Origin of the sequence: Streptomyces sp. NPDC029674 (assembly GCF_044903205.1) — a bacterium.
In the GTDB taxonomy this organism is placed as follows: domain Bacteria; phylum Actinomycetota; class Actinomycetes; order Streptomycetales; family Streptomycetaceae; genus Streptomyces.
Genome location: NZ_JBJDPY010000033.1, coordinates 26627 through 48502, shown reverse-complemented (window position 1 = coordinate 48502; position 21876 = coordinate 26627). Strand labels below are relative to the sequence as shown.

Annotated in this window: 14 protein-coding genes and 1 pseudogene; 5 read left to right on the top strand and 10 right to left on the bottom strand. The window is 71.0% G+C overall.

Translation table 11 applies throughout. The annotated features are described in order from the left end of the window. Positions 1–290 precede the first annotated feature (290 nt). Positions 291–3809, top strand: a complete 3519-nt coding sequence (locus ACI2L3_RS39285) for a trypsin-like peptidase domain-containing protein (RefSeq protein WP_404757274.1) — start codon at positions 291–293, stop codon at positions 3807–3809. 142 nt (positions 3810–3951) lie between these two features. Continuing rightward, entirely contained in the window at positions 3952–4899 is a 948-nt protein-coding gene (locus ACI2L3_RS39280) for a bifunctional riboflavin kinase/FAD synthetase (protein WP_404757273.1), read from the top strand. A gap of 102 nt (positions 4900–5001) precedes the next feature. Here the strand turns inward: ACI2L3_RS39280 and ACI2L3_RS39275 are convergent, their stop codons facing one another. The 8 genes from ACI2L3_RS39275 to eccE form a co-directional block, all read right to left on the bottom strand. Then, entirely contained in the window at positions 5002–5988 is a 987-nt protein-coding gene (locus tag ACI2L3_RS39275) for an ABC transporter ATP-binding protein (RefSeq protein WP_404757272.1), read from the bottom strand. Next, a complete protein-coding gene (locus tag ACI2L3_RS39270) occupies positions 5985–7010 on the bottom strand; it encodes an ABC transporter ATP-binding protein (RefSeq protein WP_404757271.1) in 1026 nt (341 codons plus the stop codon). The genes ACI2L3_RS39275 and ACI2L3_RS39270 overlap by 4 nt, the downstream gene beginning before the upstream one ends. Next, positions 7007–7939 carry an ABC transporter permease gene (locus ACI2L3_RS39265; RefSeq protein ID WP_404757270.1) on the bottom strand — a complete coding sequence of 311 codons (933 nt, stop codon included), beginning with the start codon at positions 7937–7939 and terminating at the stop codon, positions 7007–7009. The genes ACI2L3_RS39270 and ACI2L3_RS39265 overlap by 4 nt, the downstream gene beginning before the upstream one ends. Further along, positions 7936–9030 carry an ABC transporter permease gene (locus ACI2L3_RS39260; RefSeq protein ID WP_404757269.1) on the bottom strand — a complete coding sequence of 365 codons (1095 nt, stop codon included), beginning with the start codon at positions 9028–9030 and terminating at the stop codon, positions 7936–7938. The genes ACI2L3_RS39265 and ACI2L3_RS39260 overlap by 4 nt, the downstream gene beginning before the upstream one ends. Before the next feature lie 3 nt (positions 9031–9033). Further along, on the bottom strand, positions 9034–10920 hold the full coding sequence (locus ACI2L3_RS39255) for an ABC transporter substrate-binding protein (RefSeq protein WP_404757268.1): 1887 nt from the start codon (positions 10918–10920) through the stop codon (positions 9034–9036). A 321-nt stretch (positions 10921–11241) separates the two neighbouring features. After that, positions 11242–14553, bottom strand: coding sequence for an SCO5717 family growth-regulating ATPase (locus ACI2L3_RS39250; RefSeq protein WP_404757267.1), 3312 nt, complete (start codon positions 14551–14553; stop codon positions 11242–11244). A gap of 296 nt (positions 14554–14849) precedes the next feature. Then, complete coding sequence (locus ACI2L3_RS39245) at positions 14850–15617, bottom strand: hypothetical protein (protein WP_404757266.1); 768 nt, start codon at positions 15615–15617, stop codon at positions 14850–14852. Then, positions 15617–16852, bottom strand: a complete 1236-nt coding sequence (gene eccE / locus ACI2L3_RS39240) for a type VII secretion protein EccE (protein ID WP_404757275.1) — start codon at positions 16850–16852, stop codon at positions 15617–15619. Before eccE ends, ACI2L3_RS39245 begins: the two co-directional genes overlap by 1 nt. A gap of 313 nt (positions 16853–17165) precedes the next feature. On the opposite strand from eccE, the gene eccB reads away from it, so the two are divergent. Both eccB and mycP read left to right on the top strand, forming a co-directional pair. Next, on the top strand, positions 17166–18698 hold the full coding sequence (gene eccB / locus ACI2L3_RS39235; protein WP_404757265.1) for a type VII secretion protein EccB: 1533 nt from the start codon (positions 17166–17168) through the stop codon (positions 18696–18698). Positions 18699–18717: 19 nt separating this feature from the next. Further along, a complete protein-coding gene (gene mycP, locus ACI2L3_RS39230; RefSeq protein WP_404757264.1) occupies positions 18718–19992 on the top strand; it encodes a type VII secretion-associated serine protease mycosin in 1275 nt (424 codons plus the stop codon). A 5-nt stretch (positions 19993–19997) separates the two neighbouring features. Here the strand turns inward: mycP and ACI2L3_RS39225 are convergent, their stop codons facing one another. Both ACI2L3_RS39225 and ACI2L3_RS39220 read right to left on the bottom strand, forming a co-directional pair. Further along, positions 19998–20237: a hypothetical protein gene (locus ACI2L3_RS39225; protein ID WP_404757263.1), complete on the bottom strand. Its 240-nt coding sequence runs from the start codon at positions 20235–20237 to the stop codon at positions 19998–20000. 224 nt (positions 20238–20461) lie between these two features. Beyond that, on the bottom strand, positions 20462–20824 hold the full coding sequence (locus tag ACI2L3_RS39220) for an alpha/beta hydrolase (protein WP_404757262.1): 363 nt from the start codon (positions 20822–20824) through the stop codon (positions 20462–20464). Between ACI2L3_RS39220 and ACI2L3_RS39215 the strand changes: the two are divergent. Further along, positions 20742–20970: pseudogene (locus ACI2L3_RS39215) on the top strand (S8 family serine peptidase); the annotation flags it as partial. The gene ACI2L3_RS39220 and the pseudogene ACI2L3_RS39215 overlap by 83 nt on opposite strands. Between the last annotated feature and the right edge of the window lie 906 nt (positions 20971–21876).

Sequence of the window (21876 nt, the reverse complement as noted above, 5' to 3'; positions counted from 1 at the left end):
GGGGTGGGGGGTCTGGTCTGATCACATGTCGCTGGGCGCGCTAGCGGCCGGGCGGGGGCGGCCCCCCCCCCCCCCGCCCGCGGGGGGGGGGCCCCGCCCCCCCCCCCCCCCCCCCCCCACCATTCCCCCCACTAGAGGTGTTTCCACCGCCACCCGCCGATTCACCCCATCGGGCAGGCGCTCGGAGTGAACCGGGGGGTCGGAAGGGGGCGCGTTCGCGCCGCCTCCTGTCCCACTGATCACCCCCGACCTACGGTCGGGAAAACGGGGCAAGGTGGGGAGGTTCGAGCATGGCGGGACGCGGCGGGGGAGAGGCCCCGGTTCCGGCGCCGGACCGGTCCCTGGTGCGGATCTGCGACCTCGCCGGGCGCCCGCGCGGCACGGGGTTCGCGGCCGACGAGCAGGGCACGGTCGTCACCGGTCACGAGGCGGTCGACGGACTCGCCCGGATCGTCCTGCACGCGCCGGGCGAGCGGACGTGCGTGGTGCCCGCCGACGCCGTGGTGGCACTGCCCGGAGCCGGTCTCGCGTTCATCCGCACCGAGGGGCTCGGGCTGCGGCCCCTGCCGGTCACCGCGCGGAGCTCCGTGGCGACCGGCACCTATGTGCGGATCGCCGCGTGCGGCTGGCGCGAGGCACGCGTCCTCGGCACCTCGGCCGTCACGTACACGGCGACGGACCGCTTCCACCTGGTGGGCGCCGCCCTGGAACTCGCGATCGGCACCGACGGCGCCGACGCGCTGCGGCTCGGCGGCGGGGCCGCGGGCGGACCGGTCGTGGACGCCTCCACCGGAGCCGTCCTCGCCGTCATCGGGACCGCCCTGCTGCCCCAGGCCCACGGGCCCGCCGTCCCCGGAGAGGACGCCTGGACGCACCGCCCCGCGGGCTTCGCGGTGTCGCTGCGGGACGCGGCCGCCGCCGACCCCGGCGGACCGCTCGCCGAGCTCCTCGCGCGCAACGCAGCGACCGTCCCCGCGTACGGCGAGGACCTCAACCTCGCGGGCGCGCTGCACCTGACCGCCACGTCGGCCGGCTCCGACGGGCCGCGCGCCCAACTCCACGAACCGGTCGAACGACCTGACGTGTCGAAGGAGTTCGCCGCCTTCACGGCCGGCCCCGCGCACGTGCTCGGCCTCGTCGGCGACCCCGGCACAGGACGTACGACCGAGCTGGCCGGGCTCGCCGCCCGGCGGGCCAGGGGCGCCGAACCCGCCCCCACGCTGTGGCTGCGCGGCGCCGACCTGCTCGGCACGGACGCGTCCGTGGCCGACGCGGTGGAGCGGGCGCTCGACCGCGCGGGACGGATCCTGGCGGCCGCGGCCGACGAGGAGCCCGCGGCCCGGGACCTCGGGGACATCTCGGCACGCCGGGTGGCCCGGCTCGTGCGGGACGCGGGACGGCCGCTGCTCCTGCTGCTCGACGGCCCCGAGGAGATGCCGCCCCTGCTCGCCCACCGCCTCGCCGAGTGGAGCGACGGCACGGTCCGGTGGCTGCGGGACACCGGCGCGCGGCTCGTCGTCGCCTGCCGTGCGGAGTACTGGGAGCAGGCCGGGGCGCACTTCGACGCGGCGTCGCCGCACGGGCCGGACGGCGGCGCGGAGTACCCCGGCTGCGTACGCCTCGGTGAGCTGCCGGAGCCACAGGCGCGCCGGGCCCGGGCGCGGTACGGCATCCCCGACAGCGCGGTGGCCGACGCCGACGCGCGGCACCCGCTGGCGCTGCGGCTGCTCTCCGAGGTGCGGGCCGCCCGGCCGGACGCGCCGCCGCCGGGCACTCCGGACCGGGAGGAGATCTTCGGCGCCTATCTGGACCTGGTGTGCCTGCGGGTCGCGGTCCGGCTCGCGGCGTCGAAGGGGCTGCGCGGGAGCGCGGTGCGCCGCCTCGCGGCGACGGTGTCCGGCCAGGTCCACGAGGCGGCGCGACGCTGCCTCGGGCCCGGCCAGGGAGAGCTGGACAGGGCCTCCTTCGAGGCGGTGTTCCCGTGGGGAGCGCTGCCGGGTCGGGGGAGCGGCGGCTGCACGGGGTGGGCGTCGGCCGTGCTCACCGAAGGGCTGCTCGTACCGGCCGGGACGGGATACCGCTTCGCGCACGAGGAGGTGGCCGACTGGCTGCAGGGCATGCACCTGGATGTGGACGGGGCGCTGACCTCGCTGGTCCACCGGCACCGGGAGGCGGCACGGAATCCGACGGTTCCCGAACAGCGGCGGCGCGATCCGGCCCGCCCTGTGCCCGTGCCGCGGCACCGCATCGGCCCGGTGATCCAGGCGCTGCTGGCCCTCGGCAGGCAGCGAGGAGCCGCCGAACTGGCCTCCCGTCTGGTCGAGTTGGCGGACGCACTGGCGGACTTCGAGGCCCCGGGCGCGGACGGTTCCGGGGACGCCGTGTGGTGGGCCCGCCGGCTGCTGAGGGAGGTGCTGCTGAGGGTTCCCGACGCCTCCCCGTACCTCGCGGTGCTCGAACCGCTCGCCGACCGGCGGGAGTTCGGCACCGCCTTCTGGCTGCGGCTGCCGCTGGGCGAGGCCGAGCGATTCTCGCTGCTGCGGCGGCTCGTCGTCCACGACGCACCGCCGGGCGCCCCGGACCGCTGCCTCGACGCCGTCGCCGAACTGCTCACCGCCGACCCCGCGGGCGTACAGCCGCACCTCGCCCGGTGGTTCGACGACGAGCGGCCGCTGGCCGCCACGCCCGACGCCACCGTCGCATCCGCCGCGCAGGCGCTGCTCCACACCCACCGGCGCCGCGCCATCGACGACCTCACGGAGGCTCTGGTCGACCGCGCCCACACCCGCGCCGACGAGCTCCTCGCCGCGCTCGCCGAGGAGGAGCCGTCGGCCGTCTGTCGCGCGGTCGGCCGCTGGGCCCGTGACGAGCGCCCCGCCCGGCGCGTGGCCGCCGCCAGCTACGGCCTGCGCGCCGCCCCGCACGCCACCACAGGCGCCGACCGCGAGCTCCTGCGGCAGGCCGCCCGCGCACTGCTCGCCCGCCCCGCCGACGACACCCTGCACGGCGCGGCGCTCGCTCTCCTCGTCCGCGACCCGCAGACCCGCGCCCGGCACCTGCCCCACGCCCTGCGCCGCTTCGCCGCCGGGGACCCGCACCTCCCCGCGAGCGCCCTGGCCACCGCCCTGACCACCGACCCCGCCCCCGTCCTCGCCGCCTTCCGCACCCGTCTGCACGCCCAGGGCCCGGCCGTCGACGACGTCCTGTGCACCCTCGCCGACGTGACCACGCCCGCCCTCGCGCGCCGTGTCGCCACCCTCGTGCACGACCTGCTGGAGGCCCGCCCCGAGGCGGCCGGACCCGTCGCCGCGTACATCCACCGGCGGCTCGAACACGGCCCGGCCGTGCGCGGCGTCCTCTACCCGCTGGTGGCCGGGCTGCTGCACAGCAGGCCCGTGCGGGTGCGGGCCGCCCTCGCGCCCGTCCTTGCCGCCCCGGGCACCGCCGTCTCGCACGACCTGCGGGGCGAGCTGCTCGACGTACTGCTCAGCCAGGAGCGGGACGCCGCGGTCCTGGAGAGCGTCCTGCGGTCGGTGGCGCGGGGCGTGGCGGAGAGCAGGGCCGGGGAGCACGGGGAGGACCGGGCCCGTGAGCTCGTGCACCGCGTCGGGCTGCTGCTCGTCCGCACTCCGGAGGGCGCGTCCTGTTTCGACCGGTGCCTGGTCGAACTGGCCCGCGACCGGCCGGGCTTCGCCGCGCTCGTCGCGCGCTGGACCGGCGCCGCCCCGCAGGACTGGGCCGCCCTGATCGGCCCGAGCGCCCACCGCACGATCGAGAGCCTCGCGGGCGGCATCCGCGTGCTCACCTAGGCGGTGCCCGGAGGGAGTGACCCCCGCCACTCCCTCCGGTGCGAGCCGCGACCTGTCGGCATGGCAGTCTTAGACCTGCGCAATCGGCAATGGGAACGTACAGATGTACGTGACGTACACGGGTTCGGCGAGGAGCAAAGAAGTGCAGCGCTGGCGTGGCTTGGAGGACATCCCCCAGGACTGGGGGCGCAGCGTCGTCACCATTGGTTCCTACGACGGCGTGCACCGCGGTCACCAGCTGATCATCGGGCGTGCCGTGGAGCACGCGCGTGAGCTCGGCGTGCCCGCCGTGGTCGTCACCTTCGACCCGCACCCCAGCGAGGTCGTGCGTCCCGGCAGCCACCCGCCGCTGCTCGCCCCGCACCACCGGCGCGCCGAGCTGATGGCGGAGCTGGGCGTGGACGCGCTCCTTATCCTCCCCTTCACCACCGAGTTCTCGAAGCTGTCGCCCGCCGACTTCGTGGTCAAGGTCCTCGTCGACAAGCTCCACGCGCGCGTGGTCGTCGAGGGCCCCAACTTCCGCTTCGGCCACAAGGCCGCCGGCAACGTCGACCTCCTGGCCGAGCTCGGCCAGACGTACGACTACGAAGTCGACGTCATCGACCTGTACGTGAGCGGCGAGGCGGGGGGCGGCGAGCCGTTCTCCTCGACGCTGACCCGGCGCCTGATCGCCGAGGGGGACGTGACGGGAGCGGCGGAGATCCTCGGCCGCCCGCACCGTGTCGAGGGCGTCGTCGTGCGCGGCGCCCAGCGCGGCCGCGAGCTCGGCTTCCCCACCGCCAACGTGGAGACGCTGCCGCACACCGCCATCCCCGCCGACGGCGTCTACGCCGGATGGCTGCACGTCGACGGCGAGGCGATGCCCGCGGCGATCTCCGTGGGCACGAACCCGCAGTTCGACGGCAGGGAGCGGACGGTCGAGGCGTACGCGATCGACCGGGTCGGCCTTGACCTGTACGGGTTGCACGTGGCGGTGGAGTTCCTGGCCTTCGTCCGGGGGCAGGCCAAGTTCGACTCGATCGACTCGTTGCTGGTCGCTATCGCGGATGACGTGAAGAGGTGCAGGGCGCTTATTGAGGCCGCCGCCTAGTCGCCGTAGGGGTGGCGTCTCTTTCGCGGCTGCGGGTGCGTCGTGGTTGCTCGCGCAGTTCCCACCGGCGGTCAGCCGCCCGAGAACCGGCCCCGGCAGGGCCTAACGCGCCGCCGCCCAGTGGCAGGCAACCTGCGTCCCGCCCCCTCCGGACAGGAGAGGGAGGTCCACCTCACGGCAGCGCCCCGCCACGCCGACCCGCTCCGCCTCGCCAGAGGCAAGCACCTGACACCGCGCATGGAACCGGCACCCCCCGGGAATCCGCGAGGGATCCGGCGGCTCACCCGTGAGGACGACCGGCTCACCGGGCGCCTCGGGCAGCACGGACAACAGCGCCTGCGTATAAGGGTGCTGAGGAGACGTCAGTACCTCCTCCACCGTTCCGGTCTCGACGATCCGGCCCAGATACATCACCGCGACCCGGTCCGCGATGTTCCAGGCGAGCCCCAGATCGTGCGTCACCACCAGCGCGGACAGGCCGAGTTCGTCCCGCAGCCGGAGCAGCAGCGCGAGGATCTCGCCGCGTACGGACGCGTCGAGGGACGCCACCGGCTCGTCGGCGACGATGAGTTCGGGTTCGAGGACGAGCGCGCCCGCGATGACGACGCGCTGACGCTGGCCGCCGGAGAGCTCGTGCGGATAGCGCAGGAAGAAGCGGTCCGGCGGACGCAGCCCGGCCCGCGACAGGGCCTCGGCGACCGCGGCCCGCTCGTCGCCCGCGTACCCGTGGATGCGCAGCCCCTCCGCCACGGCGTCGTACACCGTGTGCCGGGGGTTGAGCGAGCCGCTGGGATCCTGGAGGACGAGCTGGACCCGCTTGCGGTACGCCTTGAGCGCGCGGCTCGAGTAATCCAGCGGCTCACCGCCGAACGTCACCTTGCCGGAGGTCGGCGGCACCAGGCCGAGCAGTGACCGGGCCAGGGTCGTCTTGCCGCACCCCGACTCGCCGACCAGGGCGACGATCTCACCGCCCTTGATGTCGAGGTCGACGCCGTCCACGGCACGGGCGGTCGGCGCGCCGCGGCGGCCGGGGAAGGCGATGTGCAGGTCGGCGGCCGACAGCAGGGGGCCCGCGGCTTCGGTGGTCATGCGCTGCTCCTGATCATGCGCTGCTCGCCCGCGTGGACGCAGGCCGCGCGATGGTGCGGGCCCGCGTCCCGCAGGGCCTGGTCCTCCGTGGCGCAGGAGTCGAGGGCGACCGCGCACCGGGGATGGAACGTGCAGCCCGTGGGGAGCGCCGAGGGGTCGGGCGGGTCGCCGGGCAGGCCGCGCGGGGCGAACCGTGACGCCGGGTCGCCGATGCGCGGGAAGGCGGCTGACAGGGCCTTGCCGTAGGGGTGCCGCGCGTTCTCGTAGACCTGGGTGGCCGGGCCCTCCTCGACGACGCGGCCCGCGTACATCACGGCGAGCCGGTCGCAGGTGTCGGAGAGGACGGCCAGGTCGTGGCTGATCATCAGCAGGCCGAGGTCCTGCTCGGCCACCAGCTGCTCGATGAGCCGCAGGATCTGCGCCTGGATCATCACGTCGAGCGCGGTGGTGGGCTCGTCGGCGATGATCAGCCGGGGGTCGCAGGCGAGCGCCATCGCGATCATCACGCGCTGGCGCTGGCCGCCGGACAGCTCGTGCGGGTACGCGTCGGCGCGCGCGGCGGGCAGCCCCACGTGTTCGAGGAGCTCGCCGACCCGCTTCCGCGCGCCCGTCTGCGTCGCCTTCCTGTGCAGCAGGATCGGCTCGGCGATCTGGTCGCCGATGCGGTGTACGGCGTTCAGCGAGTGCATCGCGCCCTGGAAGACGATCGAGGCGCCGGCCCAGCGCACCGCGCGGACCTGCCCCCACTTCATGGTGAGGACGTCCTCGCCGTCGAGCAGGATCTCGCCGGACACCTTGGTGCCCGCGGGCAGCAGCCGCAGCAGGGCGAGCGCGAGCGTGGACTTGCCGCAGCCGGACTCGCCGGCCACGCCGAGTTTCTGGCCTGCGTCGACGTGGAGGTTCACACCGCGGACGGCGGCGGCGCCGTTCGCGTACGTCACTTCGAGGTCGCGCACGTCGAGGAGGCGGGGCCCCTCGGGTTTCTGTACGTCTTTCTGTGCGTCGTTCTGTACGTCGGTCAACGGGAGGCCCCCAGCCTGGGGTTGAGCACGGATTCCACGGCGCGGCCGCACAGTGTGAACGCCAGCGCGACGATGGCGATGGCGAGGCCGGGCGGTGCGAGGTACCACCAGTGGCCCGCGCTGACCGCGCCCGCCTCGCGCGCGTCCTGCAGCAGACCGCCCCACGACACGCTCGTCGGGTCGCCGAGGCCGAGGAACGCGAGCGTCGCCTCGGTGAGGATGGCGCCGGAGATGACCAGCGTGGTCTGCGCGAGGACGAGCGGCATGACGTTGGGCAGCACGTGCCGGCTCATGATGTGGCCGTGGCCGCCGCCGAGCGCGCGGGCACGTTCGATGTACGGACGCGACTCGACCGCCAGCGTCTGCGCGCGGACCAGGCGTGCCGTGGTCGGCCACGTCGTCACGCCGATCGCCAGGATGATCGTCCAGATCGTGCCGGACATCACCGCGGCGAGCGCGATGGCGAGCACCAGCGTCGGCATCACCAGGAACCAGTCGGTGACGCGCATGATCACCGTGGCGTACCAGCCCTTGAAGTGCCCGGCGGTGATCCCGACGAGCGTGCCGATGGCCACCGAGAGCACGGCGGCGAGCAGCCCCACGGTCAGCGACATGCGCGCGCCCCACACGAGCAGGCCCAGCAGGTCGCGCCCGAACTGGTCGGTGCCCAGCGGGAATTCACCGCTCGGCGACTCCATCGGGTCGCCCGGCGCGTCGGTCACGCTCTGCGCGTCGGAGCCGACGAGCAGCGGCGCGAAGACCGCGGCGAGGGCGATCAGGACGAGCACGGCGAGACCGACGAGCCCCGCGCGGTGTGCGCGGTACTCGCGCCAGAAGCGCGCCGCGGAGTGCTTGCGCCGGGTCCAGGCGATCGACCGTGCGCTCTTGACCGGCGCGGCGGGTGTGGTCGGTGCGGATTCGGTCGTCATCGGCCCACCCGGGGATCGAGCAGCGGATAGATCACGTCGGCCAGGGTGTTCATCAGGATCACCGCGACGGAGAAGACGAAGAACAGCCCCTGCACCAGCGGCAGGTCGGGCACGCTCAGCGCCTGGTAGAAGAGCCCGCCGAGGCCCGGCCAGGAGAAGACGGTCTCGACGAGGATGGCGCCCGCGACGACCGTGCCGAGATTGACGAACATCAGGGTGACGGTCGGCAGCATCGCGTTCGGTACGGCATGCCGGCGCCGTACGAGATCGTCCCTGAGCCCCTTGGCGCGCGCCGTCGTCAGATAGTCGCTGCCCATCTCGTCGAGCAGCGACGACCGCATGACGAGCAGCGTCTGCGCGTACCCGACGGCCACCAGGGTGATGACGGGAAGCACCATGTGGTGCGCGACGTCGACGACGTACGCGAAACCGGTCTCGCCCCCGGACTCCAGACCGCCGGTCGGGAACATCCCGGGAATCGGCCCGATGCCCACCGAGAACGTGATGATCAGGAGCAGCCCCAGCCAGAACGACGGCACGGAGTACAGCGTCAGGGCGAGCCCGGTGTTGAAGCGGTCGCCGAGCTTTCCATTGCGCCAGGCGGTGCGCGTGCCGAGCCAGATGCCGATGAGGGTGTAGAGAACGTACGCCGTTCCGGTGAGCAGGAGCGTCGCGGGCAGCGCCTCCGTGATCTTCTCCATCACGGGCGCGTGGAACTGGTACGACGTGCCGAAGTCGCCGCTCAGGACGTTGCCGGTGTAGTCCCAGAACTGGGCCATGACCGGTTTGTCGAGCCCGAACTCCTTGCGCATCGCGGCGAGTTGCTCGGACGAGACCCGCTTGCCGCCCGTCATCTGCTTGACGGGGTCGCCGGGGATCAGCCGGAACAGGAAGAAGCTGGTGACGAGCACGGCGAACAGCGACACGATCGCGCCGCCGAGCTTGCCCGCCACGTAGAGGAGGTAGGCGCGGGTGTTGCGGGCGCGCGGCCCGCGGGCCGACGCCGGCCCGGCCTTCGCCGGGTCGCCGTCGGCCCCGGGGCCCAGTGGGCCCTCGGTGTCGAGCAGTGCGGGATTGCTGTCAGCGGTCATGCGTTACTCGCGGTCCTCTGCGGTAGAACGGCGGCGCAGGGCGAACAGGACTCCGCCGCCCACGAGCACCACCGCGGCAGCGGCGATACCGATGATGACACCGGTCGAGCTGCCGTCCTTGGAGGAACTCTTCCCATCCGCGGGGACGGCCGACCACCAGCTCCAATATCCATCCTGGCCGTAGATGTTGCCCGCGGCCGTCGGCATGGTGGTGATGGACTCGATCTGGTCGGTGCGGTAGGCCTCGACGGCGTTCGGGTACGCGAGGACGTTCATGTATCCGGAGTCGTACAGCCACGACTGCATCTGCTTGACGATGTCGGCGCGCTTGGCGGGGTCGTACTCCGCGAGCTGCTTGGCATACAGGTCGTCGTACTTCTTGTCGCAGATGAAGTTGTCGGTGGCGGCGCTCTCCTTGGCCTTCTCCGGCAGCGCGGCGCAGGTGTGGATGCCGAGCACGAAGTCCGGGTCGGGGTTGACGGACCAGCCGTCGAAGGCGAGGTCGTACTCGCCCGCGTACCACGGCACGGACACGTCGTCGAGGCAGTTGACCTTCAGCCCGATGCCGAGATCGCCCCACCACTCCTTCAGGTACTTGCCCACGGCCTTGTCATTGGGGTCCGTGGCGTGACACAGGATGCGGAAGTCGAGCGGCTTGCCGTCCTTGCCGACGCGCTTGCCGTCACCGTTCTTCTCGTACCCCGCCTCGTCGAGGAGCTCGGCGGCGCGCTCCGGGTCGTACTTCAGCTCCTGATCGGCGGAGGGCTTCCAGGCGTAGTCGGAGAAGCGCGGCGGAATGTAGCCCGCGCCCGCGACGGCGTTGCCCTGGAAGACCTTGTCGACGAGGGCGTCGCGGTCGACGGAGAGGAAGAGCGCCTGGCGGACCTTCTTGTCCAGCAGGGCGGGGTGCCCGTCACCGAACTTCTTGCCGTCCTTCGTCTTGGCGCCGGGGTTGGTGGCGATGGCGAAGAAGCGCCGCCCCGGCCCTTCGTTGACCTTGATGTTCTCCACGTTCTCCAGCGACTTGGCTTGCGCCGGGGTGAGCGCGGGCTGCCCCGCGACGAACGACACCTCGCCCTTCCGCAGGGCGGAGACGGCCGCGTCCTGGTCCTTGTACGTCTTGAAGACCAGCTCGTCGAATTTCGCGGGGCCGCGCCAGAAGTCCTTGTTGGCCTTGAGCTTCACGTACTGGTCGACCTTGTAGTCCGTCAGGATGAACGGCCCGTTGCCGACGACCGGGAAGTCCTTGTCGTTGTTGAACTTCGAGATGTCGTCGACCTTCTCCCAGACATGCTTGGGAACGATCGGCACGTCGAGCGCGGCCATCGTGGCCTGCGGCTTCTTCAGCTCGATGACCAGCTTGGTGGGGCTGGGCGCGGTCACCTTCTTGAAGTTGGTGACGAAGTTCGAGTTCGCGGTGGCGGTGCCCTCCTTCGACATCACCTTGTTGAACGTCCAGGCCGCGTCCTCGGCGGTCGCCGGCTTCCCGTCCGACCACTTGGAGTCGTCCCGGATGGTGTACGTCCAGGTCAGCTTGTCGGCCGACGGCTTCCAGTCGGTGGCGAACCCGTCGATCGCCTTGTTGTTCTTGGCGTCGTAGTTCGTCAGGTACTCGTATGTCAGCCGGTGCATGCTGGTGCTGAGCAGCCGCTGGGCGAGGAACGGACTGAGTGAGTCGACGCTCTGCGCGACGGCGACGGTGAGCACCTTCTTGCCGCCGTCCTCGGCCCGCGCCTCCTGCGGACCCGGATTGAGCGGCGTGGCGAGACCGGCCGTCAGGGTGAACGCGGCGGCGCCGCCCGCGAGCACGAGCCTCAGACGGCCGCGGGGCCGATGCGGTGCCGCTGTCTTCGGTACTGCTGGTCTGCCGTGCTGATCTTGTGTGTCCATGGATCGGTGACCTCGCGTCATCGCTCGCGCAGGGATGGCTGGTTACACGCTGGTGGATCAAGGAACGTCAGCTGGTTGATGTGTGTTTACCAGCGCCAGTCTGCACGCGTCAACGGCGGGTGAACCCCATGTGGCCTGCGGAAATAACGAGTTGACCGGGATTTCATCCGCATTGGTCAAGACCACTGACGCACGGCTGGTGAGGGGGTGGCGGCGGAGGCAGGGGGGCCTGACCTGCCGGTCTGCGCCGACTGCCCAGCCGGTACGCCAGTGGGCCCGCACCGGAGAACGGTGCGGGCCCACTGGGGTGTCGCGCGGCGGCTACTGCTGCGGAGGCGGCGGCTGCTGGAACGGCGCGCCGGGCTGGACGGGGGGCGGGGCCTGGCCGTCCTGGGGCTGGGGCTGAGGCTGGGCCTCGGGTTGCGCCTGAGGCTGCTGGGGCTGCTGCCAGCCCTGCGGGGGTGCCGGCTGCTGCGGGTAGGGCTGCGGGGCCTGCGGCTGCTGGGGGGCGTACGGCTGGGGCTGCCCCGGAGCGTACGGCTGAGGGGGCTGGTGTCCTCCGTACGGCTGAGGTTGCGGCTGGGCGGGTGGCTGCGGTTGCTGCGGCTGCGGTTGCGGCTGTCCGGCCGGGTGGGCCTGCTGCTGGCCCGGCACGGGCTGCTGCCCAGGCACCTGCTGCTGGCCCGGCATCGGCGGAGCCATGTGCGGCGGCGGATTGCCGTCCGACGTCCACAGCCCCTGCTGCTGCTGAGCCCGCACGAAGTCCTCGGCCACCATCGCCGAGAGGTTGAAGTACGCCTCCCGCACCTTCGGCCGCATCATGTCGAGATCGACCTCGGCACCGGCGGCGAGATGCTCGTCGAAGGGGATGACGACGACGCCCCGGCACCGCGTCTCGAAGTGCGACACGATGTCGTCCACCTTGATCATCTTGCCGGTCTCGCGCACACCGGAGATGACGGTGAGGGAGCGCGAGACGAGATCCGCGTACCCGTGCGCGGACAGCCAGTCGAGCGTCGTCGACGCGCTGCTCGCACCGTCCACGGACGGCGTCGAGATGATGATCAGCTGATCGGCGAGGTCGAGGACCCCGCGCATGGCGCTGTAGAGCAGCCCCGTACCGGAGTCGGTGAGGATGATCGGGTACTGCTTGCCGAGTACGTCGATCGCACGCCGGTAGTCCTCGTCGTTGAACGTGGTCGACACGGCGGGGTCGACGTCGTTGGCGATGATCTCGAGCCCGGACGGTGCCTGCGACGTGAAGCGCCGGATGTCCATGTACGAGTTGATGTACGGGATCGCCTGGACGAGGTCACGGATCGTGGCCCCGGTCTCGCGCCGCACGCGACGGCCGAGCGTACCGGCGTCGGGGTTGGCGTCGATCGCCAGGATCTTGTCCTGGCGCTCGGTGGCGAGGGTGGAGCCGAGCGCGGTCGTGGTGGTCGTCTTGCCCACGCCACCCTTGAGGCTGATGACGGCGATCCGGTAGCAGGACAGCACCGGCGTCCGGATCAGCTCCAACTTGCGCTGCCGCTCGGCCTCTTCCTTCTTGCCGCCCAGCTTGAACCGCGAACCGCCACCGGTGGGCCGGCTGCTCTTGGCCTTCGTCTTGGTGTTGCGCAGCAGCCGGTCGGAGGACAGCTCGACGGCGGCGGTGTAACCGAGCGGGGCGCCGGGATTGGTGCGCTCCCGCTGATCGTGCCGCACGGCCTGCGGCCAGGCGGCGCCGGTGCGGGGGTCGATGGGGGGCTGGGTGGGGTTGGGCTGGGGCTGGGGTTCCGGGTGGGTGGTGCCCGGCTGTCCCGGCTGTCCCGGCTGTCCCTGGTGGGGGGCGGGTTGTTGATGGGGGGCCTGGGCCTGGGCGGGCACGTGGGGCTGGGGCGGCTGGGGGTGTGCCTGCTGGGGCTGGGGCTGCGGCGCCTGATGCTGGGGTGCCTGCGGCTGCCCCGGGAAGGGCTGACCAGGGAAGGGATGCCCCGGCTGAACGGGCTGCTGGCCGTGCGGCGCCGGGGGCTGCGGGAAACCGTATGCCGGCTGGGGCGCCGGGGGAGCGGGAGCCTCGGCGGCCGGCGTCACCGGGGCGGGCGCTGGAGCGGGCTGCGGGAAGCCGTAGCCCGGCTGGGGCGCGGGGGGAGTCTGCGACTCGGCGGCCGGGGCGACCGGGGTGGTCGGCGCGGGCGCGGGCGCCGGAGCGGCTTGCGGGAACCCGTAACCGGCCTGCGGTGCCTCCGGCGTGGAGTTCTGCACGGGCGGGGCGGGCGGGGCAGGCGTGAAGGGCGTACCGGGGGAAACAGGCGCGGCCTGCGGGAACCCGTATCCCGGCTGGGGCGCCTGCGGTGCTTGGGGAGCCTGGGTCACCGGAGGGGCCGGCGTCTCGGCGGCGGGCGTGGACGCGGGCCAGGCACCCGGCGCGGGCTGCGGAGTCTGCGGCTGCGCCGGTGCGGGGTTGGGCGCCGGCGCGGCAGGCGGTGTCGTCGTGGGCGCGGGCCACTGCGGCGCGGAGGTCGGCGCCGCGGGCTGGAACGCGGGCGGCAACGGCGGAAGCACGTCCTGCGGCGAGGGCGGCGGAGGCCAAGAGGACGGCACGGAGTCCTGCACGGCGTCGTCGGCGGCACCGGGCGCGGCATCCTGCGGAACGGGGTCGTCGGCCCCGGCCTCACTCACGGGACCGGAGTCACCGTCAGGGGAGCCCTGCGCCTCGTCCTCACCCGCACCGTCGAGGTCACTGCCGGATTCCCCCGACCCGGAACCTGATCCCGTATCCGTATCCGTATCCGTATCCGCGGTCTCGGCAGCGGCGGCGGCCCGCTCCTCGATCTCCTGCTTCAGAGCGCGAGCGGAGAACCGCATGGTGGCGCCACTCTCAAGGTCACCACTGCCAAGGCTGTCAGTGGCTACGTCATCCGAAGAAGCGGACGCACCCTCGGCGACACTCGAGCCTTCGCTCTCGCTGTCACCGTCATTGTCACCGTCGTCCTCGGCCGCCTCGGCCGCCTCGGCCGCCTCGGCCAAGGCATCGACCTCGTTCTTCGGCACGACACCGGTCACGTGAACTGAGGCGGCGGGCCCGGCAAGAGCCCCGCTCCAGTCGGCGGCGCCACCACCGGAAGCCGGCGGCGAGACGGGCGGCTCAGAGGCCGGGGCACTCTCACCCTCACCGGCGTCCGGCTCCTCCACCGCGTCCGGAGCCGCGGGCTGGAACCCACTGCCGACGGGCAGCTTCGGCACCACACTGGGCACGCTGCTGGAAGGCGGCGGCCCCACAGGCGCCGGCGGAGGCGGCGGAGCGGAGAAGGACGGCATGGCGGGCGGCGCCGAAGCACCCGTGGAACCGGAACCAGACGAACCAGAATCAGACGAACCGGGCTCATCCGGAGCGGAGGCATCCGGAGCCGAAGCAGCCGGCGTGGACACGGACGGCGTGGAAACGGACGGCGTGGAAACGGACGGCGTGGAAACAGGCGGCGCCGAAGGCGTCTCCCCCGCGCTGCCGGAAGCGTTCTGCGTGTACCAGGCGGGCGGCGCGTAGTCGATGGTGAACTCGCCCGTCGTCTCGGCGGCGGACTCCGCGTCGGACTGATCATCGACGGGTGAGTCCCAGCCCCCGCGGATCTCGTCCCGATCGCTGTTCACAATGCCTCCTGGTGTGGTCGAGCACCCTCGTGCCGTGGTGGGGGGCGACCGTTCCTGTCGTCCGATCCGCCTGGCTCTCCCCGTTACGGGACGCGCACGACCCGCTCGAGGGTTCTGGCGTCGCGCCCTGTCCCAGCCTAATCACCAAAACCACCAGCACGGCAGGGCAGTCCACCCCACCAATGCTGTCCATTGCGTCACGCCCCACCCGGGAGCGATCCACGTACATCAAACCGTGACGGACAAATCCCCCAACGGCCGACACCTCGCCCCGAATTGCCCGGCGCCCCGTCGGGTCAGTCCATCCGCCGAGCGGTACCCAACAATCCGGTCTCGGCGTCGGTGGCCTGCGTCATCACGTACTGCCGGTCACGATCGGCACACCACAACGTCACCCCGTCGGCAAGCGTCGGCAGCGAATCGACATCGCCCCCCGGCAGTCCCAGCAGCCGCCCGATCTGCACCGCCTCATCCGGCGACACCCGCTGCACACCCACCAGCCGCGCCTGCCGCACGAGCCGGGGCGCGACGGGACTGAGATACGGCAACACCGTCAACACGGACTGCCAGGGCGCGGACGCGACCCGCCCCCGCGGCGGCCGCATCCCGCAGTCCCGCACGACGAGCACCGGACTCCCCGCGGAAGCCCCCTGAGGCGGCACCCGCCCCACGTCATGCACGGCCATCCCGCTCTGCCCCACCCCGAGCGCCTGCACCAACGCCCCCCATGCCCCGGCCCGCCCGGTCTCCACCGCCACCCGAGCCCCGGTCGCGGCCGCCCGCAACGCGATGACCTGCGCCGTCCACAGCCCGCCGATGAAGAGGATGTCGTACGGAGTGGGGCGATTGACGCCGAGCGTCGCGGGACTGCCCTGTGCGTCCACGCCGATCACGACCCCGTCGTCACCGATCGGCAGCGCCAGCGCGTCCACCTGGTCCGCGGAGAGCGCGTGTCTGCCGTGTCGAGGACCGATCAGCCCGAATCCGCCCCGCAGCGCAGCGGTGAACGATCCCCTGGCCGGGTCACCCGGCGAACCCGTGACCGGCGGAGTCGAGACAGCCATCAACGAGCACCCCCGAGCGGCAGCGTCGCCAGCATTCCCGGCAACTGTTCGCGGTCCAGCCGTACCAGCCCCGTCCCGGCCTGGCGGGCAGCCTGCTCCAAAGAGCGCCGCGCCGCGACCAGTTCGGCATCCCCGCGTCCCGTCACCCGCAGATGGCCGCGCAAGGAGATCTCCTGCCGTGGGCCGCGTCCGAGCGTGAGGCTGAAGGTCGTGGTCAGCGCCGGAACCGCGGTGAGGAGGGCTACGAGCTGCGGCAGCGCAGGCCCCCCGGACCTGCCCAACTGCGGCCAGCGCGCCACCCAATAGGTGGTGTGGCGCCGGTTGTCACACCGCCAGGCACGCGGGGACTCCTCGGTCCTGCGCTCCGGAATCCCGGTCCGGCCGGCCTGAGCCGTCACCAGGGGATTGGCACAGGCGGAGGTCGCGATGGCGGAGGCCACCCCTTCCTCGTCCAGGACAGTCACGTGAAATCCCGCTCCAGTGAGTCGGCTCGCGAGTTGGTCGGCGACACGCACCACGCACTTCTGCGCACCGGCCAGACCGCCCCCGCGCGCCGCCACGGCCTCGGGGCAGAGTTCCGGATCGAGTTTGAGGGCGATCCAGGTGATCCGCACCGCGGGCGCCCCCGTGAGGGCTTGCAGCGGTGCGTAGTTGCTGACGGCCAGGGACTGTTGTGGAAGGTGCAGCGCGGGGGCGGGCTGGGTGTGCAGAACGATCTGGGCGGACTCGAGCCGGATGCCGTCCACTTCGAGCGCGTCCCGCACCAGGTTCACCGGCAGCGGCTGCCTTCCGCGGTCGGCCCGCAGCGCGGTCACGTCCGATTCCACCTGCAGCATCGCGGTCACGAACGTCCCGTCGCCGACCATTCCGACCTCGCGACGGTCGCGGCCGCTGTAGGCGTACGTACGAAGGGCAGGGTCGCACTCGACCGCAGGGGCGAACGCGGGGTCCGTACCCGGCGGTACCGATCTCTCCGCGGAGCTGCGTTGCCGGGCTTTCAACGCCTGTGCAGTGCCCAGCCATTCATGCAACGGGCGCCCACGGCGCCGTACGACGGCGAACAGCACCAACACCGCGGCGACCACGGATGCCGGGGCGAGAGCCAGTGGACCGATGATCCAGGCCGCGACGAGCAGAGCGGCGGCGAGCTCCATCAGAACGAGCCGCGGGAGGCGAAATGAACCCAACTGGCCTGCGACCGGCCGCAGATGGAGCGTGGCGGCGGGCCCGGGAATCCCTGGCGTATCCGGCAAGCCGTCGCCAACCCGTGTCGGCGTCCGAGTGGCGGACTCCGTACGCCTTCCCCTCCGCCTGCGCGACGTTGAAGCCACCAGCCCCACCCCTGTAACTGTCCCGAACCGCCTTCTTGAGCAAGGTGCTTGGACCTCAATAACCTCACCCAGCCCGCACGTGCGATTACTCAACAGGCATAGTAGGGGCCCGGCCCGACAACGGAGAGCGCGGGCATGGGCATGGGCCGCCACCGCACGGGGAGTAGCAGCGGAGCAGCAGCCACTCAGGTCGCTCACGGGGAGAAACCGGACACGCATGGCATCACGACGGGACGAACTCAACGCGTACATCTTCGCGAAGCGCCGCACGCTGGCTGCGTTCATCCAGCCCTCACCCTCGGGCTCGGAGGAAGGAGCGCCTCGCCCCCTGCGTGCGGTGGTGCCCGGACTCATCGTCGCGGTGATCGTCCTTGCGGTCTTCGGCGCGTGGGGGATGTTCCGGCCGGCGGCGAAACCCGGCTGGGACAAGCCCAAGGAACACGTCATCATCGCGAGCGACTCAACGACCCGTTACGTCGTCCTGAAGACCCACGGCAAATCCCAACTGCACCCGGTCCTCAACATGGCGTCGGCGAAGCTCCTGCTCGACTCCGGCAAGGGCGAGGTCATCAACGTCGACGAGTCCGTGCTCGACAAGGGCACGATCCCGCACGGCGCCACCATCGGCATCCCGTACGCCCCCGACCGGCTGCCCTCGGCATCGGAGGCCGGCTCCGCCAAACGCTGGGCGGTCTGCGAACGCCCGGTCGAGGGCGGCAGCAGCATCCAGAAAGCGGCGTTCGTCCTCGGGGAGCGTGACCGGAACAGGACCGAGGGGCGTGAACGGCTTCGGGGCGGCGAGCTGTTGTACGTCGTGGGCCCGGACAAGACACGCTACGTGGTCGACGCCCACGGCAGGGCGTACCGGATCTCGGAGAGGGAGGAGCGTGGACTCCTGCTGCGCATCCTCGTGGGGTCCGGGCGTGAACCGCAGCGGGTCTCCAAACAGTGGCTCGACACTCTGCTTCCCCGGGACGCGATCGCCTTCCCCGAGATCGACGGCCCCCCGGGTACGGATGCGAAGGTGCCGGGCCTGCAGGACCACGCGGCTGACAAGGTCGGCATGATCCTCAAAGCGACGGACGGCGAAGGTCCCCAGCACTACGTGGTTCTTCCCGGACGGATCGCCCCGGTCTCCGACTTCACCGCGAAACTCCTCCTCAGCAGCCCCGACCTGGTCACCCTCGGACAGAACGGCCGGGCCCGGCAACTGAGCGCCGCGGCCTTCAGCCCCGGGACGAAGGAGTTCGGGGCGGAGTACAGATGGCCGCGTGAGGAACCGAGAACCGCCAACGAAGCGTCCACCACGCGCGGCAGCCGCAACACCGTGTGCAACGTCCTGCGCGACGTCGACGCCGACGACGGCGCGACGACTCTCAGCACCTGGGCAGGCACCGACTTCCCGGCCCCGCTTCCGACCGGCTCGTCCAGCGCGTACGTCACGCCGGGCTCGGGCCAGCTCTACCGGCAGTTCCTCGGCTCCGAGACGAAGGCCGGCGGCGTCTTCCTGGTCACCGACACGGGCCTGCGGTACGCGATGCAGTCCAACAGCGACAGCGCGACCGACGACGCCGGCATCGGCACCTCCGCGAAACAGCGCAAGCAGCAACAGCAGGAGGCACAACAAGCCCAGACACGCCTTGGATACGGGGACACGGACGTGACCCCGATCCCCGCGGCCTGGTCCAAGTTCCTGCCCACCGGGCCGCGACTGTCGACGGCCGCGGCACGCCAGCCGCAGGGCTCCTGAGGCGTGAGGGAGCGCTGAGATGACGAACGCTTCCGTCGCGTTTTCCCGTGTGGTTTCCCGCGGTACGAGAAGGGCAGCCGGGGCAGTCGCGGCTGCCCTGACTCTCGCAGTGGCGACACCGACGCCGGCCGCCGCCGATCCCTCGTCGTCCGGACAGTGCACGTTCCCCTCCAAGCCCTACGAGGGGCGCCCCTGGTCCCTGCAACGGGTGCTCCTGGACGAACTGTGGCTCCAGTCAACGGGCAAGGGGGTGCGCGTAGCGGTGATCGACACCGGTGTGGACACCAAGAACCCGCAGTTGAAGCCCGCGGTGGACGCGTCCCGTGGCCGCAACTTCCTCCCCGCCAAGGACGACAAGGGAGAGAAGATCGAGCGAGGCAAGGCGAACGGCACGACGGACGGGGTCGGTCACGGCACCCGCGTCGCGGGCATCATCGCGGCACGCCCCGCCAAGGGCACCGGCTTCGTGGGCCTCGCACCGGACGCGACGATCATCCCGATCACGCAGAACGACGCGGAGGGCCACGGCACCGCGACGACACTCGCCAAAGCCATCGACCACGCGGTCGACGCCGGCGCGGACGTCATCAACATCTCCCAGGACACCGCCAACGCGGCGAGGCCCGCACCGGAACTGAAGCGGGCGGTGGACAGGGCCCTCGGCCGGCGAGTGGTCGTCGTCGCCTCAGCGGGCAACGACGGCCTGGGCGGCAACATCAAGAAGACCTACCCCGCGTCCTACGACGGCGTGCTCGCGGTGGCGGCCTCGGACCGCAACAACGAACGAGCCGCCTTCTCCCAGTCCGGCGACTTCGTCGATGTGGCGGCCCCTGGTGTCGACATGATCTCCACGGTCCCGGGCGGCGGCCACTGCGCCGACAGCGGCACGAGCTTCGCGGCCCCGTACGTCGCAGGCCTGGCCGCCCTCATCAAATCCAAGCACCCCACCTGGAGCCCGCGTCAGATCACGGCCCAGATCCAACAAACAGCGGAACGCTCGGTACCCGGCCACGACCGCTTGGTCGGCTGGGGCATAGCGGACCCGGTGCGCGCATTGACGGAGGACGACCAGCCGATCCAGACGCCTACCCCCGGAGAAGGCCTCACCCGTGCGGAAGCTCCCACTCCCGCGAAACTCCACCTGGGTGAGACAGCGGAAGAGCGCACGGCACGTATCGCCACGTATGCGGCGGTGGGGGCGGTGGTACTCGTGGCGGGGCTCGGTGGAACGGGGGTGGCTGTGCGGGACGCGCGACGCCGACGGACGCGGGAACGTCAACGCGAGGAAAGGTGAAGACCTCAGTACTGGTCGGCTCTTTCACCTTCGGGTACCTGGTAGCACCCTGAGATGACTCGTACGGCCAAGTTGGGAGGGTTGTCCTTCGCGTAGTGCGTGACGTGGACGCTGAACTTCCTCTTGTTGTTGTCGGCAGTGAGGTTCAGGTTTTTGTTCGGGCTGGTGTCGCGATCGTACTCCACGACCTTCCATCCATTCTTGGGCAGTTCCTCCATGAGGCGGTTCATCACATCGTCAAGCACCTTGGGCGATTCCGGCGTGAAGCTCCAAGGGGTGCAGCATGCGAAAGAACTTTTCGGGGTCTTTCTCTCCGCCGCATCGAGTCACGTCCGGCCCGGGCTCGGAGACCCTCCTCTTCAGGCTGATGATGTCAAGGATGTCGCTGGATACCTTCTTCGTTTCAGTTCGTGCGACGTCAATGCTCCGTGTACCGGAAGAGGGGGTGGAGTCATTGGCTCCGTTTGAATCATTCATGCCGCATCCCGTGAGTAAGAAAGAAGTGGCTGGTGGTGCCGCTGCCCCAATAGTCGCTGTGTCCATGACTACATGCCCCCTGGGAACATCTCTCCGAGGCTGAACCAACCTGCACTTCCGGGCTACCCGCGAAAACTACGTCGTCTGCACTGAGCTCGCCCTGTAGGGCCGCGGAGCCGATCAGTGTGGTGCCGTATGAGTGCCCGATGACGGTTCGATGGCCCTCCGAATCGGCGGTGCGCAAGGCATCGAGTCCGTTCAGAAACCGGGCGGCGGCCTCGGACCGCAACAACGCACGAGCCGCCTTCTCCCAGTCTGGCGACTTCGTCGACGTGACGGCCCCTGGTGTCGACATGATCTTCACGGTCCCGGGGCGGCGGCCACTGCGCCGACAGCGGCACGAGTTTCGCGGCCCCGTACGTAGCCGGCCTGGCCGCCCTCATCAAATCCAAGCACCCCACCTGGACTCCGCGCCAGATCACGGCCCAGATCCAACAAACGCCTCGCGCCGGATCTGACGGCATCCCGTCCACCTGATTTATCTGACGTTATAGCTTCAGTACCCCCCCGCCAAGTCCACCCGGAGGCGAGTACGACGCTGGCGAGAGGCTCGGTCACCTCCCGCGTGTCGAAGCGGTACACCTCAACCTGGCGGCTCTTGCCGTCGCCTCCTTGCACAGTTTCCCGCTGACTAAATACAGCGGGTGCGTGGCCGCGACCGTACTGGGAACTCGAGTTTCCAGCCGAACGATTCTCCCACCGCTCGTGCAGGACGCGCACCTCGTGCTTCTGAGGGACCAGGCGCATACTGATCTTCATTTTCAAGCCCACCCTCATGATCTGGCACTCCGCTACCAGGTCGGCCTTCTCTGTGGGCAGGGCATTGCGTACGCGATATGACGCATCAGGCCCGTTAGGTGCGAGTAGCGCGGCTCGGACTTCCATCGGATGCAGCGACACTGCGTCACTGCCGGGGAACTGTGTGCCGGTGAGCTTGCTCCAGATCCCCACGACTAATCTCCCGATTCCGAGTCCAGGCGAACTGTACGGACGAATTTATGGAAATCAGTCAAGACTGTGTCATGCTGATTTTCAGTGGCTGTCAGGGTGGGCTGGACGCACCTGTTCGCCCCAGGTCTTGTGAGCTTCTTTTAGAGCACCGGACGTAAGCCACCCGCCATCCGCTCGTAGAGCCGTGACGGCAGCCCTCGTCTCTTCGTCAGCCCATGCGCCCGCCGCCATGGTGCCTGGCTCGATGTGATCCTCGATAGCTCGCGCCGCGGCTTGCTTCTCGGCGGGAGAGGACGCCAAATCTGGCGGGCTGTGCATCGGCCCGCTTGGACTCGGATCGCCGGGAAAAGCATTCAACTGAGTACCGACCGGTTGCGTATCGCTTCCAGAATCCGT

Bases quoted from the DNA above. Each gene is read 5' to 3' on its own strand.
- ACI2L3_RS39285 (WP_404757274.1), top strand. From the start codon at position 291: ATGGCGGGACGCGGCGGGGGAGAGGCCCCGGTTCCGGCGCCGGACCGG.
- ACI2L3_RS39275 (WP_404757272.1), bottom strand. From the start codon at position 5,988: ATGACCACCGAAGCCGCGGGCCCCCTGCTGTCGGCCGCCGACCTGCAC.
- ACI2L3_RS39265 (WP_404757270.1), bottom strand. From the start codon at position 7,939: ATGACGACCGAATCCGCACCGACCACACCCGCCGCGCCGGTCAAGAGC.
- ACI2L3_RS39260 (WP_404757269.1), bottom strand. From the start codon at position 9,030: ATGACCGCTGACAGCAATCCCGCACTGCTCGACACCGAGGGCCCACTG.
- ACI2L3_RS39255 (WP_404757268.1), bottom strand. From the start codon at position 10,920: ATGGACACACAAGATCAGCACGGCAGACCAGCAGTACCGAAGACAGCG.
- ACI2L3_RS39245 (WP_404757266.1), bottom strand. From the start codon at position 15,617: ATGGCTGTCTCGACTCCGCCGGTCACGGGTTCGCCGGGTGACCCGGCC.
- eccB (WP_404757265.1), top strand. From the start codon at position 17,166: ATGGCATCACGACGGGACGAACTCAACGCGTACATCTTCGCGAAGCGC.
- mycP (WP_404757264.1), top strand. From the start codon at position 18,718: ATGACGAACGCTTCCGTCGCGTTTTCCCGTGTGGTTTCCCGCGGTACG.
- ACI2L3_RS39220 (WP_404757262.1), bottom strand. From the start codon at position 20,824: ATGTCGACACCAGGGGCCGTCACGTCGACGAAGTCGCCAGACTGGGAG.